Below are 14,594 nucleotides of genomic sequence, written 5' to 3' on the forward strand. Positions count from 1 at the left end.
ACGTCGATCAGCGCGAGTAGAATTCGACGACCAGGTTCGGTTCCATCTGCACGGCGAACGGAACGTCCGAAAGGCCGGGAACGCGAGCAAAGGTCGCGGTCATCTTGTTGTGGTCGGCTTCGATGTAGTTCGGCACGTCGCGCTCGGCGAGACCAACCGATTCCAGCACGATCACGAGCTGCTTCGACTTCTCGCGCACCTCGATGACGTCGCCCGGCTTGCAGCGATACGAACCGATGTTGGTGCGCTTGCCGTTGACGTTGACATGGCCGTGGTTGACGAACTGACGGGCGGCGAAAATGGTCGGCACGAACTTGGCGCGGTAGACGACCGCGTCGAGACGCGACTCGAGCAGGCCGATCAGGTTCTCGGAGGTGTCGCCCTTGCGGCGGTTGGCCTCTTCATAGACCTTGCGGAACTGCTTTTCCGAAACGTCGCCATAGTGACCCTTCAGCTTCTGCTTGGCGCGCAGCTGCAGGCCGAAGTCGGAAAGCTTGCCCTTGCGGCGCTGGCCGTGCTGGCCGGGGCCGTATTCACGCTTGTTGACCGGGGACTTCGGGCGGCCCCAGATGTTTTCGCCGAGACGGCGGTCGATCTTGTATTTCGCGGATTCGCGCTTGCTCATCGCATTCCCTTTCAAAACAATATACCCGGAACCCCATGGCTCCGGGTGAAGGAAACGCGCCCTCCTCTGGCCTCCGTTTTCGAGACCTGACAGGGTTTTCCACGCAAAGCGACGGAAAACCCACGGGACACGTCAAAAGAAACCACCGGGCGTCGCCACCCGGTGTTGGTGGGGCTGTTAAACACAGATTTAACCGCTGTCAAGCTTACGGCTGGCCGCGCGGGTCGCAAGCCGATAACATTTCCCGCGTTGCGTGCGGTGCCGGTTGTGGCGAAGGCCGCCGGCAGCAGAGCGGCGTAGCTTTCAAGGAGACGCGCTGCTCTGCCATCTTAATGAAGGGACTGGAGCAGAGGAGCCCGAATTCCCATGAAAAAGTTCTTCCTTACCCTGACCGGGGCCGCTGTGCTGGCGGGATCCATGGCTGTCATGACGCCGGAACCCGCCATGGCCAGGCATTGGAGCGGCCACAGGCAGGTATGCCGCGTCGTGGTGACGAAAAGAGTGGTCTGGCGCCACGGCCATCGCCACGTTGTCCGTTACAAGACGAAGCGCTGCTGGTGGCGATAGCGGGCAGCTGAGTCAACCTGAACAAGCCCGCGAGCGATACCGCGGGCTTCTTCATGTGATGCTGCGATCTATGACTTTTTGCCGGGCAGATCCTTGCGTTTGGTCTCGGCGAACTCTTCGAGTTGCTTCTCGCTCATCGATTCATACATTTCGCGCGAAGCGCCCCTGAGCTCGCTTTTCTTGATCTCGCCGCGCTTGGCGGAAAGTGCTGCCCCGGCGGCCTTTTGCTGTGCTTGTGATGTGGCGGGCATGGCGATTTCTCCGGTTTCTCCTTTGCTGTGAGAAGAAACGCCGCGCTGAAGCGGCAGTTCCAGCGGCAGTGGCTCGGCCGTCGGTCTGCTTGGGGCCGGCCGTCGGGCGGGCGGCCTTGGCGGTCTCGCTGGCAAGCCTTCCCGTGTCGGGAACGCCAGTGTAGGACGGTTGCATGAAATCGCTGACCGATCCCTCACAAGCGCTCTCCACCGGCCTCGCCAAAATCCGCACCGAGTTCCACGTGCCGGACGGATTTCCGCCTGCTGTGGTTGCCGCGGCGGAAGCGGCGGCCAGGCGTGTGCCCGGGCAGCATGCCGATCGCACCGCGGTGCCCTTCGTAACACTCGATCCGGCAAGTTCCACCGATCTCGACCAGGCGTTCTCGATCGAGGCCAGCGGTGGCGATCTTCTCTTGCATTATGCCATTGCCGACGTCGCCTGGTTCGTCGAGGACGGCGACGCGATTGATATCGAAGCCTGGAACCGGGGCGAAACGCTCTATTTGCCGGACGGCAAGGCCGGGCTCTACCCGCCGGTGCTCGCCGAGGCTGCGGCCAGCCTGTTGCCCGATGGACCGCGCCCTTCGGTCATCTTCACGGTCCGGGTCGCTGGCGACGGCGCGGTGAAATTGGACGGCGCGGAACGGGCCATTATCCAAAGCCGCGCGAAGCTCGCCTATGACAGCGTGCAGCACTCGGACGTTCCAGCCGGCTTCGCGGAACTGGCGCGGCGCATGGCGGCAAACGAAGAGCGGCGCGGCGCCTCGCGCGTCGATCCGCCCGAGCAGGAGGTGGAGAAGGTCGCCGACGGCACGTTCCGGCTTTCGTTCAGGCCGCTGCTGCAATCCGAGCAGGACAATGCAGCACTTTCGCTGGCCGCCAATATGGCGATTGCCGACGCCATGCTGGCGCACAAGACCGGGTTGTTCCGGGTGATGTCGGGGCCGGACGCCTCCAAGGTGCAAAGACTGCGCAACGCGGCACAGGCGCTTGGGCTTTCCTGGCCCGCCTCCACCAGCCTGCGCGACTATCAGCGCACGCTCGATCCGGCCGATCCGAAACAGGCCGCGCTGATGCTGGAAATCCGCCGCGCAGGCAACGGTGCGTCCTACCAACCCTATCACGAGGGTGTCGTCCCCTGGCATGAGGCGATGGCTGCGACCTATGCGCATGCCACCGCGCCGCTCAGGCGGCTGGCCGACCGCTATGTCGTGCGCTGCACGCTGGCGATCGCCAACGGCCAGCCCGTGCCGCAGGCCGTCACCGACGCGTTCGCCAGATTGCCGAAGGTGATGGGGCGTGCGGATGCCCGCGCTTCGCAGATCAACCATGCCGCCATCGACCTTGCCGAGGCGGTCATGCTCAAGGGACGCGAGGGCGAGACGTTCAAGGCCGTCGTCACCGACTTCGTCGATCATGGCGTGCGCGCGCAGCTTGCCGACATGCCCGTCGTCGCCAACGTGAAGGCTTCCGGGCTCAGGCAGGGCGACAATCTCAACCTGAAGCTGGCCTCGGCCGATCCGGATCAGCGCAGAATCGTCTTCGAGCCTGTTTAGCGGCTGGGTGAAGGCGCGTTGAGATTCAGGGCAGGCCGAGTCGAAAATGGCGGGTTCCGAGAACCGGAGCGGAGCGTACTTAAGGTACGTGAGCACCGGAAGCGCAGGAACCCGGCATTTGCGGGCCGGCCTCACCTGAATATCGACACGCCTTAGCGTGCGGTCAGTCCAAAGCCCTGGATCAGTCGCCTGGTGGCAAAATCCACCTTGCCGGAAGTGAAGACGGCGAGATCGGGCTCGCTCTCGCCCGATGTCTCTCCGACCGGTTCGATGAGCGACATGGCGCGCCGCGCGATCGCCTCGGCCGGATCGATCCAGTCGACCGGCCAGGGCGCGGTCTTGCGCATGCGGTTGGCGAGAAACGGATAATGCGTGCAGGCCAGCACGACGATGTCGGTGCGGTTGCCGTCGCGCTCGATGAAGCAGGGCGCGATTTCGGCGCGCACGGCCTCCTCGTCGACGAAACCTTGGCGCATGTAAATCTCGGCGAGCCCGGCCAGCCGGTCGCTGCCGACCAGGCGCACATGGCATTTCTGCGCCCATTTGCTGATCAGATCGCGCGTGTATTGGCGCTTCACCGTGCCCGGCGTCGCCAGCACCGATACCAGGCCCGAGCGGGTGCGTTCGGCGGCCGGCTTGATTGCCGGAACGGTGCCCACGAAAGGATGGCCGGGGAATTTGTCGCGCAGCGCATCGATCACCAGGGTCGAGGCGGTGTTGCAGGCAATGACCGAAATCGCCGGCTGAAGCCGATCGAGCAACTTGCGGAACAGCGTAAGTATGTGATCCTTGAGCGCCGGTTCCTCCCAGGCGCCATAAGGAAAAGCCGCGTCGTCGGCGACATAGACGAATCGGCGATCGGGCATAAGCACGCGCGCCTCGCGCAGCACGGTGAGCCCGCCAACGCCGGAATCGAACATCAGGATCGGGCGTTGGCTTGATCGATCGCTCATTGTCATCCGGCCATGAGAAGCGTCAGGCCCATGATTGGACCGACGGCGCTTCTATCGCGAATGATCGTGGTCTTGAAGAGGCGAATGCGAGCAGCTTTTGCGCAGGCGCCAGGGCATGGTGCCGAAAAGTGCGAAGCGGTTTTCGGACAACGTCATGCTCTATCTCTAAGACTTACTCAAATCCCGCGCTTGCCGAAGCCGGCGGGGCGCGGCCTGCCGAAAGGCTGCGGTGCCGGCGGGACGCGCGCGGCGGAAGCGGCGGCACGTGGGGCGGCCGGCACGCTGGCTGTTACGGTGCGTCCGGCACGCGCCGGTGCCGGCAGCGGACCGTCGAAGTCGAAAACATCGGTCAATTCATCGATATTGCTGCCCGCGACCGGCTTCGCCCACAGGATCGTGCACCAGAGGCCGAACACCGAAAGTCCAAGCAGGTTCAGCCCGCCTGGAATGCTCGCGGGATCGCCGAATTTGACGACCAGCAGGACGCCTGCCTGCAGAAGGGCGTAGACGGCGGAAAGGGCGATGTAGGCCCACAGGATCCAGCGACGCCCGTTGGCGTCGCGGGTGCGGCGCGAGGCGACGTTGCCGCGCAGCGCGACAAAGACGAGGGAGGCAATGAGGACAGCACCCGCCATGCCCTGCCGCACCGGACCAGGCCCCGAATTGATCAGCCCTTCGAAGCCGATCGTACTGACAATGCAAATAAGGATCACCACGGTCTCGGCCACGGCGAGGCCGAGAGAGTAAAGGAAAAAGCGCAGTCGACCAATATTGGACGTAAACATGTGCCACCCCCACTATTGTGGCCAGGATGGCGTATAACCGAATAAAATTCGGTTACTTCAAATGCTCACAGCTTACCGATTTTAACTTTCTTCGTCTTTGGCGCGACTGCGTGCACCGGCCGGCAATCGTCTCGGATCGTCCCCGGGCGAGCCGTCGCCGCGCGGCATGACCGGCGAGAACCGGTCGAGCGACGAGATGATGCCGCGCAGCACCTTCAGTTCCGGCTCGGCAAAGCCCGCGCGAGTCAACACGGCGCGCAGATTGTCGACCATCTTCGGCTTCTTTTCTTCCGGGCGGAAGTAGCCTCGCGCTTCCAGCGCGTTTTCCAGATAGGCGAACAGGCTGTGCAATTGCTCCTTGGTCGCCGGCACAAGCTCCGGTCCGGAGAAATTGGTCTGGGTCTCGTCGGCGAGGCCGGATTTCATCCATTCATAGGACATCAGCAGCACCGCCTGGGCGATGTTGAGCGAGGAAAAGCCGGGATCGACCGGGAAGGTGACGATCTCGTCGGCGAGCCCGACCTCGTCATTATAGAGGCCGAAGCGCTCGCGGCCGAACAGGATGCCGGTACGCTCGCCCAACTCGACACGTGCTCTCAGCGCCCTGCCCGCTTCCACGGGACCGCGCACCGGCTTGAAGCCGTCGCGCTCGCGCGCCGTCGTGGCGAAGACGAAGTTCAGGTCGGCGACCGCCGAGGCCAGATCGTCGAAAACCCTGGTGGCGTCGATGACGTGGTCGGCCCGGCTGGCGGCCGCGCGCGCCTTCTCGCTCGGCCAGCCGTCACGCGGGTTGACCAGCCTGAGCTCGGATAGGCCGAAATTCGCCATTGCGCGGGCGACCATGCCGATATTCTCGCCGAGCTGCGGCTCGACCAGGATGATGGCCGGTCCGGCGGAAGCGGTCTTGGCTGTATTTTCGATGGCTGGCATAGCTGTGGGTAACCGGGGTTTGCGGCGTTTCGGCGTCCCCTGCCACATCCGGACCGGAAAATGAAGCATTCACAACAGCGGCACCCGTCCGCTCCGGCACGGATCGCGGTTTGCGCGCTGAAAAAGCCTTTGATATACGCTCCGCATCCCCGGCCGAAACCATGCGGGCAAGGCCGTTCAGATCCCCCAGCAACGAGGCATTCTTTCCATGGCGAAGATCAAGGTGGCGAACCCGGTCGTCGAACTCGACGGCGACGAGATGACCCGCATCATCTGGCAGTTCATCAAGGACAAGCTGATCCACCCCTATCTCGACCTGAAGCTTGAATATTACGACCTTGGCATCGAAAACCGCGACGCCACCAACGACCAGGTGACGATCGACTCGGCCAACGCCATCAAGAAATACGGCGTCGGCGTGAAATGCGCGACGATCACTCCCGACGAGGCGCGCGTCGAGGAATTCAAGCTGAAGAAGATGTGGAAGTCGCCCAACGGCACCATACGCAACATCCTCGGCGGCACCATCTTCCGCGAGCCGATCATCATGAAGAACGTGCCGCGCCTGGTGCCGGGCTGGACCAAGCCGATCGTCGTCGGCCGTCATGCCTTCGGCGACCAGTACCGCGCCACCGACTTCCGCTTCCCCGGCAAGGGCAAGCTGACGATCAAGTTCGTCGGCGAGGACGGCCAGGTGATCGAGCATGACGTCTATGACGCGCCGGGCGCCGGCGTGGCCATGGCCATGTACAATCTCGACGAGTCGATCCGCGAGTTCGCCCGCGCCTCGCTGAACTATGGCCTGCTGCGCAACTTTCCGGTGTATCTATCGACCAAGAACACCATCCTCAAGGCCTATGACGGCCGCTTCAAGGACATCTTCCAGGAAGTCTACGAGAAGGAGTTCGAGGCCGAATTCAAGGCGCGGAAACTCTGGTACGAGCACCGCCTGATCGACGACATGGTCGCCTCCAGCCTGAAATGGTCGGGCGGCTATGTCTGGGCCTGCAAGAACTATGACGGCGACGTGCAATCCGACACCGTAGCGCAAGGCTTCGGCTCGCTCGGCCTGATGACCTCCGTGCTGATGACGCCGGACGGCAAGACGGTGGAAGCGGAAGCCGCGCACGGCACCGTGACGCGCCACTACCGCCAGCACCAGAAGGGCGAGGAAACCTCGACCAATTCGATCGCCTCGATCTTCGCCTGGACGCGCGGCCTGGCGCACCGCGCCAAGCTCGACGACAACGCCGCGCTGAAGCGCTTCGCCGAGACGCTGGAAAAAGTCTGCATCCAGACCGTCGAGTCTGGCTTCATGACCAAGGACCTGTCGCTGCTGATCGGCCCCGACCAGCCGTGGCTCTCGACCACCGGCTTCCTCGACAAGATCGACGAGAATTTGCAGAAGGCGATGGGGTAGCCCAACCTTACGGCACACAGAAGGCTCCGCGAGGAGCCTTCGCTTTTTTGGACACTGCGACGGGCAAAATTGAGAGCTGATCGATGGCCAAGCCAACTCTCTACGGCGCCGACTACAGCGTCTATGTGCGCATCGCGCGAATGGCGCTGGAGGAGAAAGGCATCGGCTACGAGTTGGTGCCGCTCGACATCTTCGCCGCCGAGGGCATTCCGGCCTGGTATCTGGAGCATCATCCCTTCGGCCGCATCCCGGCCTTCGAGCATGACGATTTTCACCTGTTCGAGACCGGCGCAATCGCGCGCTATGTCGATGAAGCCTTCGATGGTCCCGCGCTGCAGCCGGCCGACGTGCGCGGCCGCGCCAGGATGGGCCAGATCATCGGCATGCTCGACGCCTATGGTTATCGCGCGATGGTCTGGGACGTCGCCGTCGAGCGGCTGGAGAAGGCAGCGCCGGATGAGGCGCTGATTGCCAGCGGGCTGAGCCAGGCTGAGACGGTGCTCAAAGTTCTGACCTCGCTGAAGGCTAAGGGCCCGTGGTTGCTCGGGGACCAGTTGACGTTGGCGGACCTGCATGCGGCCCCGATCGTCGCCTATTTCCTCAAGGTCGCAGAAGGACGCGATCTGCTGGCGCGCTTTGCGGATATACGGGATTGGTATGCCCGAATAGCCGGACGGCCGAGCTTTACGCGGACGGAAAAGGTCGCGTAACTCGCTCAGCCTCGGCGCCGCCCCTCATTGCCCTGCCGGGCATTTCTCCCCGTAAAACGGGGAGAAAGAAGCGATTGCAACGCCGGCGCCTTTTCTGCAACGCAGACTATTGGCGAAAGCCGCGATAACAGCGCCCTTCTCCCCGTTCAACGGGGAGAAGATGGCGGCAGCCAGATGAGGGGCAGCGCAGCCCTCGGAGAGTTGGGAGCCGGCCTGAGCTACAGCCGATCGCCCCGACCGTCACGCCGCTTCCAGCGCCGCCCTGACCGCCGCGATCGCGTCGTTTGCCTTGGAGGCATCGGGGCCGCCGGCCTGCGCCATGTCGGGACGCCCGCCGCCGCCTTGACCGCCAAGCGCGGCGGACGCGACGCGCACGAGATCTACGGCGCTGAAGCGAGCGGTCAGATCGTCGGTGACGCCGACGACCACGCTTGCCTTGTTGTCCTCGCCCGCGCCGACAAACACGACCACGCCGGAGCCGAGCGTCTTCTTGCCGGCATCCGCCAGCGGCTTCAGGTCCTTCGGCGCCACGCCGGTGACCGCCTTGGCGAGGAAGCCGACGCCCGCGACGGTCTCGTTCGCGGCCGGAGCATCGGCAACGGCCGAGCCGCCGCCCAGCGCCAGTTTCTTGCGCGCCTCGGTAAGCTCCTTTTCGAGCTTCTTGCGCTCTTCGAGCAGCGCCTCGACGCGCAACGGCACGTCGGCCGGCGAGATCTTCAAGGTCGCCGCCGCGGCTTTCAGCCGCCTGTCCTGTTCGTCCAGATGCCTGCGCGCCGCCTCGCCGGTCAGCGCCTCGATGCGGCGTACGCCGGCCGCCACCGCGCTGTCCGACAGGATGCGCACCAGGCCGATATCGCCGGTCGACCTCACATGCGTGCCGCCGCAAAGCTCGACGGAATAGGGCCGATTGGCCTTGGCGCCATGCAGGCCGGTGCCCATCGACACGACGCGCACCTCATCGCCGTATTTCTCGCCGAACAGCGCCATGGCGCCCTCGGCAATCGCGTCGTCGACCGACATCAGACGCGTCGTCACCGGGCTGTTCTGCACGACGATCTCGTTGGCCATGCGCTCGACCTCCTCGAGCTCATCGGCCGAGATCGGCTTGTTGTGCGAGATGTCGAAGCGCAGCCGGTCGGGCGCCACCAGCGAGCCCTTCTGCGCGACATGGGTGCCCAGCACCTCGCGCAGCGCCTCGTGGATGAGATGCGTCGCGGAATGGTTGGCGCGCAGCCTCGAGCGGCGGGCATGATCGACCTTCAGCTCGACGGCATCACCCGTCTTGACCGTGCCTTTGGCCACCTTGCCGAGATGCACGAACAAACCATCGGCCTTCTTCTGCGTGTCCGAGACCTCGATTGAAAAACCCTCGCCGGAAATCACGCCGGTGTCGCCCATCTGGCCGCCGGATTCGCCGTAGAACGGCGTCTGGTTGACGACCAAGGCGACCGCATCGCCCTGGCTCGCGCTGTCGATGGTCTTGCCGTCCCTGACCAGGGCCTGGACGATGCCTTCCGCCTGCTCGGTCTCATAGCCGAGGAATTCGGTGGCGCCGGTCTTTTCGCGCACCGAGAACCAGACTGTCTCGGTCGCGGCCTCGCCCGAGCCCGTCCAATGCGCGCGCGCCTCGGCCTTCTGCCGCTCCATCGCGTCGGTGAAGCCGGCGATATCGACCGAGATGCTGCGCTGGCGCAGCGCATCCTGCGTCAGATCGAGCGGGAAGCCATAGGTGTCGTAGAGCTTGAAGGCCGTCTCGCCATCCAGCATGTCGCCGGCATGCAGCGTCTCCGTAGCGTCCGAAAGCAGGCCGAGGCCGCGCACCAGCGTCTTGCGGAAGCGTGTTTCCTCGAGCTTCAGCGTTTCGGTGATCAGCGCCTCTCCGCGCACGAGCTCGGGATAGGCCTGGCCCATCTCGCGCACCAGCGCCGGCACCAGCTGCCACATCAGCGGCTCCTTCGCGCCAAGCAGCTGCGCATGGCGCATGGCACGGCGCATGATGCGGCGCAGCACATAGCCGCGCCCCTCATTCGACGGCAGCACACCATCTGCCACCAGGAACGAGGACGAGCGCAGATGATCCGCGATGACGCGATACGACCCGACGTTCTCCTGGTTCGGCCCCTGGCCTAGCGCCGAGGACGCCGCGTCGATCAAATGCCTGAAGAGGTCGGTCTCGAAGACGCTTTCGACGCCCTGCAGGATGGAGGCCATGCGCTCCAGGCCCATGCCGGTGTCGATCGAGGGACGCGGCAGGTCGATGCGCTCTTCCTTCGTCACCTGCTCATACTGCATGAACACCAGGTTCCAGAATTCCAGGAACCGGTCGCCGTCCTCTTCCGGGCTGCCGGGCGGGCCGCCCCAGATATGCTCGCCGCGATCGATGAAGATTTCCGAGCACGGACCGCACGGGCCGGTGTCGCCCATCGCCCAGAAATTGTCCGAGGTCGGGATGCGGATGATGCGGTCGTCGGAGAAGCCGGCGATCTTCTTCCAGTAACCGGCCGCCTCGTCGTCGGTGTGATAGACGGTGACGAGCAGCTTGTCCTTCTTCAGCCCGAAACCCTTGGTGATCAGGTTCCAGGCAAGCTCGATCGCGCGCTCCTTGAAATAGTCGCCGAACGAGAAATTGCCGAGCATCTCGAAGAAGGTGAGATGGCGCGCGGTATAGCCGACATTGTCGAGGTCGTTGTGCTTGCCGCCTGCACGCACGCTCTTCTGCGCGGTGGACGCTCGCGAGTAGGGACGCTTCTCCAGGCCGGTGAAGACGTTCTTGAACTGCACCATGCCTGCGTTTGTGAACATCAGTGTCGGATCGTTGCGCGGCACTAACGGGCTGGAGGCGACGATCTCGTGGCCCTCCTTGCGGAAGTAGTCGAGAAATGTCGACCGGATATCGTTCACGCCACTCATTGCGTACTGCCTTTTCGCGAGAACCGCCGGCGTCGCCGGCGGCTGATGGGCTTTGGTGTTTCCAGAAGATAGATGGGCCTTTTAGCCGTAGCTCTTGAGCCTGTCCAGAAACACGGAGTTAATGCATGTCGCGCAAAAGTGACCTCGGTTTTGCGACAACGACATGCATCAAGCAACGACCTAAAGCGCGTCGCGTGAATCCGTTTCGACGCGACGCGCTTTAGGTCAATCCGCCGGCGAGCGACGGCCCGGCGCCGCCCGCAAAATGCAAAACCGCCGGCGCGAAGGCCGGCGGTTCGGGTACGCAATACTCAAGAACTCGCTTACATAAGCATAAGACGATAAACAAGGATTGTGGCCGAACTCCGGCTAAGCCGACGAATAGCTTTCGCCCAATCCCGAACAGGAAACTGCTGCGCGGTCTTCCTGCAACGAACCGGCCCTACAAGGCGCCGGCTTCGTCCTCGAAACCGTCGTCGCCGCCTTCGGAGCCGCCATTCTCGAGGAATTTCTCGGCGATCAGCCCGGCATTCTGGCGCAATGCAAGTTCGACCTCACGCGCCGTATCGGGATTGTCGCGCAGGAACAGTTTTGCGTTCTCGCGACCTTGGCCGAGGCGCTGCGAATTGTAGGAGAACCAGGCGCCCGACTTCTCGATGACGCCGGCTTTGACGCCGAGATCGATCAGCTCGCCGGTCTTCGACACGCCCTCACCATACATGATGTCGAACTCGACCACCTTGAAGGGCGGGGCCAGCTTGTTCTTCACCACCTTGACGCGGGTCTGGTTGCCGACGACCTCGTCGCGGTCCTTGACCGAGCCGATGCGGCGGATGTCGAGGCGCACCGAGGCGTAGAATTTCAGCGCGTTGCCGCCGGTGGTCGTCTCGGGCGAGCCGAACATGACGCCGATCTTCATGCGGATCTGGTTGATGAAGATGACCATTGTGTTGGAGCGCGAGATCGAGGCGGTCAGCTTGCGCAGCGCCTGGCTCATCAGGCGAGCCTGAAGACCGGGCAGCGAATCGCCCATCTCGCCTTCGATTTCAGCGCGCGGCGTCAGCGCCGCCACCGAGTCGACGACCAGCACGTCGATGGCGCCCGAACGCACCAGCGTGTCGCAGATTTCCAGCGCCTGCTCACCGGTGTCGGGCTGCGAGATCAAAAGGTTCTCGAGGTCGACGCCAAGCTTGCGAGCATAAACCGGATCGAGCGCGTGCTCGGCATCGACGAAGGCGCAGATACCGCCCTTCTTCTGGGCTTCCGCCACCGTGTGCAGCGCCAGCGTCGTCTTGCCCGAGCTTTCCGGCCCGTAAATCTCGATGATGCGGCCGCGCGGCAGGCCGCCGACGCCGAGCGCGATATCGAGACCGAGCGAGCCGGTCGGCACGGTTTCGATCTCGACCACCTGCTCGTTGGCGCCGAGCCGCATGATCGAGCCCTTGCCGAAAGCGCGCTCGATTTGCGACAGCGCCGCGTCCAGAGCCTTTGATTTGTCCACTGCCTTATCCTCTACAAGCCGCAAAGAATTCTGAGCCATGATACATCACCCCTTGGTCGTCAATGAAGGCCGGACAATCCGTGATCCCTGCTTGTTTTGTACCTTTTTTGTTCTCATTTGGCAAGGGGCGGCAAGCAGCTGAAAAACAATCAATATCTGGATATGTTCTTTCTTTGTCCCACCAGGGCTGGAGCGAAACAGAACCACTGGTCCAGAAGAGATTTGATATCCGCATGTCCCGAATCGCGGCGCCGATTGCGGGGCGACGCGCAGAAACCTAGTGTGCGCAGCCAACTATCAACCAAGGTTACCATATCCGCATGCCGACATCCCCAACAATCCTGGCGCTGGGCGGAGCCCATATCGACCGGCGCGGCCAGGTCTCGGGCGCCTATGTGCCCGCCGCTTCGAATCCCGGCATCATGCGCGAGGACGTCGGCGGCGTGGTTTTCAACGCGCTGCGCAGCGTGGTGAAGCGCGGCGTGTCGGCCTCGCTGATATCGGTGCGCGGCGGCGACGCTGCGGCCGACGCCGTCGCCTTGGCGATCGACAACGCCGGAATAGCGGACCTCTCGGTGGTGTTCCTCGACCGCACGACGCCGAGCTACACGGCGTTGATCGACGCCGAAGGTGAGCTGATCGTCGGGCTGGCCGACATGGCGCTCTACGATCTTGCCTTCCCCAAGCAGATGAGGCGTTCCAAGGTGCGCGAGGCGATGGCCGCGGCCGACGCCATCCTGTGCGACGCCAACCTGCCGACGGCGGCGCTGGAGCGCCTGGTAGCGCTAGCCGGTGGCCGGCCGGTCTTCGCCATCGCCGTCTCGCCGGCCAAGGTCGTGCGCCTGGCGCCGCTGCTCGACGACCTGTCGCTGCTTTTCATGAACCGCCGCGAAGCCGCCGCGCTGGCCGGCGCCGAGCTATCCGGCGAAACCCTTGTCGACGCGCTCAGGCGGGCCGGCCTGAATGCCGGCGTGGTCACGTCCGGCAGCGCCCCGGTTCTGGGCTTCGACGACACCGGCGTCTTCGAGATCGATCCACCCGCGCCGCGCAAAGTTGCCGACGTGACCGGAGCCGGCGACGCCTTGACCGGCGCAACCGTCGCCGCCTTGCTGCGCGGCCTGCCGTTGCGTGCCGCGCTGCGCGAGGGCCTTGCCGCGGCGATGCTTGCCATAGAGAGCCCGGAGGCCGTGCCGTCCTTCACGGCGGGCAACTTCACGCAGGCGCTCGGCCTTGTGCCGGAGGCGCGGGAGGTGGCATAGGGCCACCAGACATCCACTTCCTCCTGATCGGAGACAGCCGTGACACCCGACACCGCCCGCCCCTTCGTCGACATCCACCCGCCCGTGGCGGAGGCGCTTGGCGCCGGCCGGCCGGTGGTGGCGCTGGAAAGCACCATCATCACCCACGGCATGCCCTACCCCGACAATGGCGCGATGGCCGCCAAGGTCGAACAGATCATCATCGATGGCGGCGCGGTGCCGGCGACGATCGCCGTGGTCGACGGCCGCATCAAGATCGGCCTGTCCGACGGCGAGCGCGAATCGCTTGCCATGACCGGTGACGCCATGAAGCTGTCGCGCGCCGATATCGGCTTCGCCGTCGCTCAAAAGCGTACCGGCGGCACCACCGTTGCGGCCACCATGATCGCCGCGCATATGGCCGGCATAAAGGTCTTCGCCACCGGCGGCATTGGCGGCGTCCACAAGGGCGCGGAAAAGAGCTTCGACATCTCGGCCGATCTCGACGAGCTGGCGCGCACGCCGGTTGTCGTTGTCTCTGCCGGCGCCAAGGCGATCCTCGACATCGAAAAGACGCTGGAAGTGCTGGAGACGCGCGGCGTGCCGGTGATCGGCCATGGCTGCGAGACGATGCCCGCCTTCTGGTCGAGGCAGTCGCCCTTCCGCGCGCCGCTGACGCTCAATGCGCCGCAGGACATTGCGCATTTCTATCGCACGCGGCAGGCGCTGGGCCTCGGCGGCGGCATCCTCATCGCCAATCCGGTGCCGCGGAACGACGAGATCCCGGCCGACGAAATGGCTGGCTATATCGAAGCCGCGCAGAAGGCCGCCGAAGCCCAGAACGTCACCGGCAAGGCGGTGACACCGTTCCTTTTGTCGAAGATCCTGGAGCTCACCGGCGGCCGCAGCCTGAAGACCAACATCGCGCTGGTAGAGAACAATGCTCGGCTGGCGGCGGAGATTGCCAAGGCGTTGTAGGCGCGAAACGCTCAGCTACCGGCAGCGATAGCCAAAAGCGAACGCCGCGTTCCGTCACACCCCCCTCTGGCCTGCCGGCCATCTCCCCCGCAAGGGCAGGGGAATCGCATATGAGTTTTTTGGGCTTGAAAACGGCCTGAGAAGAGATTCTTTGGGAAGGCAGTCCAATG

General features: G+C 64.1%; 13 protein-coding genes. 6 read left to right on the forward strand and 7 right to left on the reverse strand.

The window, feature by feature from the left end:
- Window positions 1-7: 7 nt before the first annotated feature.
- Complete coding sequence (gene rpsD / locus FJ414_RS27505; RefSeq protein WP_140647511.1) at window positions 8-625, reverse strand: 30S ribosomal protein S4; 618 nt, start codon at window positions 623-625, stop codon at window positions 8-10.
- 366 nt (window positions 626-991) lie between these two features.
- Here rpsD and FJ414_RS27510 point away from each other — a divergent pair, with 366 nt between their 5' ends.
- Window positions 992-1,192: a hypothetical protein gene (locus tag FJ414_RS27510; RefSeq protein WP_140647512.1), complete on the forward strand. Its 201-nt coding sequence runs from the start codon at window positions 992-994 to the stop codon at window positions 1,190-1,192.
- A gap of 68 nt (window positions 1,193-1,260) precedes the next feature.
- Here the strand turns inward: FJ414_RS27510 and FJ414_RS27515 are convergent, their stop codons facing one another.
- The gene (locus tag FJ414_RS27515; RefSeq protein ID WP_140647513.1) at window positions 1,261-1,443 is read right to left on the reverse strand and encodes a DUF3008 family protein; all 183 of its coding nucleotides are present in this window, start codon (window positions 1,441-1,443) and stop codon (window positions 1,261-1,263) included.
- Window positions 1,444-1,616: 173 nt separating this feature from the next.
- On the opposite strand from FJ414_RS27515, the gene FJ414_RS27520 reads away from it, so the two are divergent.
- A complete protein-coding gene (locus FJ414_RS27520) occupies window positions 1,617-2,999 on the forward strand; it encodes an RNB domain-containing ribonuclease (RefSeq protein ID WP_140647514.1) in 1,383 nt (460 codons plus the stop codon).
- Between the two features lie 152 nt (window positions 3,000-3,151).
- Here the strand turns inward: FJ414_RS27520 and murI are convergent, their stop codons facing one another.
- From murI to FJ414_RS27535, 3 genes are all read right to left on the reverse strand, one after another.
- Window positions 3,152-3,952: a glutamate racemase gene (murI, locus tag FJ414_RS27525; RefSeq protein WP_140647515.1), complete on the reverse strand. Its 801-nt coding sequence runs from the start codon at window positions 3,950-3,952 to the stop codon at window positions 3,152-3,154.
- Between the two features lie 176 nt (window positions 3,953-4,128).
- Complete coding sequence (locus FJ414_RS27530; protein WP_140647516.1) at window positions 4,129-4,737, reverse strand: hypothetical protein; 609 nt, start codon at window positions 4,735-4,737, stop codon at window positions 4,129-4,131.
- Between the two features lie 81 nt (window positions 4,738-4,818).
- Window positions 4,819-5,667, reverse strand: a complete 849-nt coding sequence (locus FJ414_RS27535) for an RNA methyltransferase (RefSeq protein ID WP_140647517.1) — start codon at window positions 5,665-5,667, stop codon at window positions 4,819-4,821.
- 208 nt (window positions 5,668-5,875) lie between these two features.
- On the opposite strand from FJ414_RS27535, the gene FJ414_RS27540 reads away from it, so the two are divergent.
- Both FJ414_RS27540 and FJ414_RS27545 read left to right on the forward strand, forming a co-directional pair.
- Window positions 5,876-7,087 (forward strand): NADP-dependent isocitrate dehydrogenase, encoded by a 1,212-nt coding sequence (locus FJ414_RS27540; protein WP_140647518.1) that lies wholly within the window; start codon window positions 5,876-5,878, stop codon window positions 7,085-7,087.
- Window positions 7,088-7,170: 83 nt separating this feature from the next.
- The gene (locus tag FJ414_RS27545) at window positions 7,171-7,797 is read left to right on the forward strand and encodes a glutathione S-transferase family protein (RefSeq protein ID WP_140647519.1); all 627 of its coding nucleotides are present in this window, start codon (window positions 7,171-7,173) and stop codon (window positions 7,795-7,797) included.
- A gap of 240 nt (window positions 7,798-8,037) precedes the next feature.
- Here FJ414_RS27545 and alaS read toward each other — a convergent pair whose 3' ends face one another.
- Window positions 8,038-10,707: an alanine--tRNA ligase gene (alaS, locus tag FJ414_RS27555; protein WP_140647520.1), complete on the reverse strand. Its 2,670-nt coding sequence runs from the start codon at window positions 10,705-10,707 to the stop codon at window positions 8,038-8,040.
- A gap of 442 nt (window positions 10,708-11,149) precedes the next feature.
- Entirely contained in the window at window positions 11,150-12,247 is a 1,098-nt protein-coding gene (gene recA / locus FJ414_RS27560) for a recombinase RecA (protein WP_095765184.1), read from the reverse strand.
- A 281-nt stretch (window positions 12,248-12,528) separates the two neighbouring features.
- On the opposite strand from recA, the gene FJ414_RS27565 reads away from it, so the two are divergent.
- Window positions 12,529-13,467 carry a carbohydrate kinase family protein gene (locus tag FJ414_RS27565; protein ID WP_140647521.1) on the forward strand — a complete coding sequence of 313 codons (939 nt, stop codon included), beginning with the start codon at window positions 12,529-12,531 and terminating at the stop codon, window positions 13,465-13,467.
- 39 nt (window positions 13,468-13,506) lie between these two features.
- Window positions 13,507-14,424 carry a pseudouridine-5'-phosphate glycosidase gene (locus FJ414_RS27570; protein ID WP_140647522.1) on the forward strand — a complete coding sequence of 306 codons (918 nt, stop codon included), beginning with the start codon at window positions 13,507-13,509 and terminating at the stop codon, window positions 14,422-14,424.
- Window positions 14,425-14,594 lie beyond the last annotated feature (170 nt).

Origin of the sequence: Mesorhizobium sp. B3-1-6 (assembly GCF_006439555.1) — a bacterium.
Taxonomy (GTDB): domain Bacteria; phylum Pseudomonadota; class Alphaproteobacteria; order Rhizobiales; family Rhizobiaceae; genus Mesorhizobium.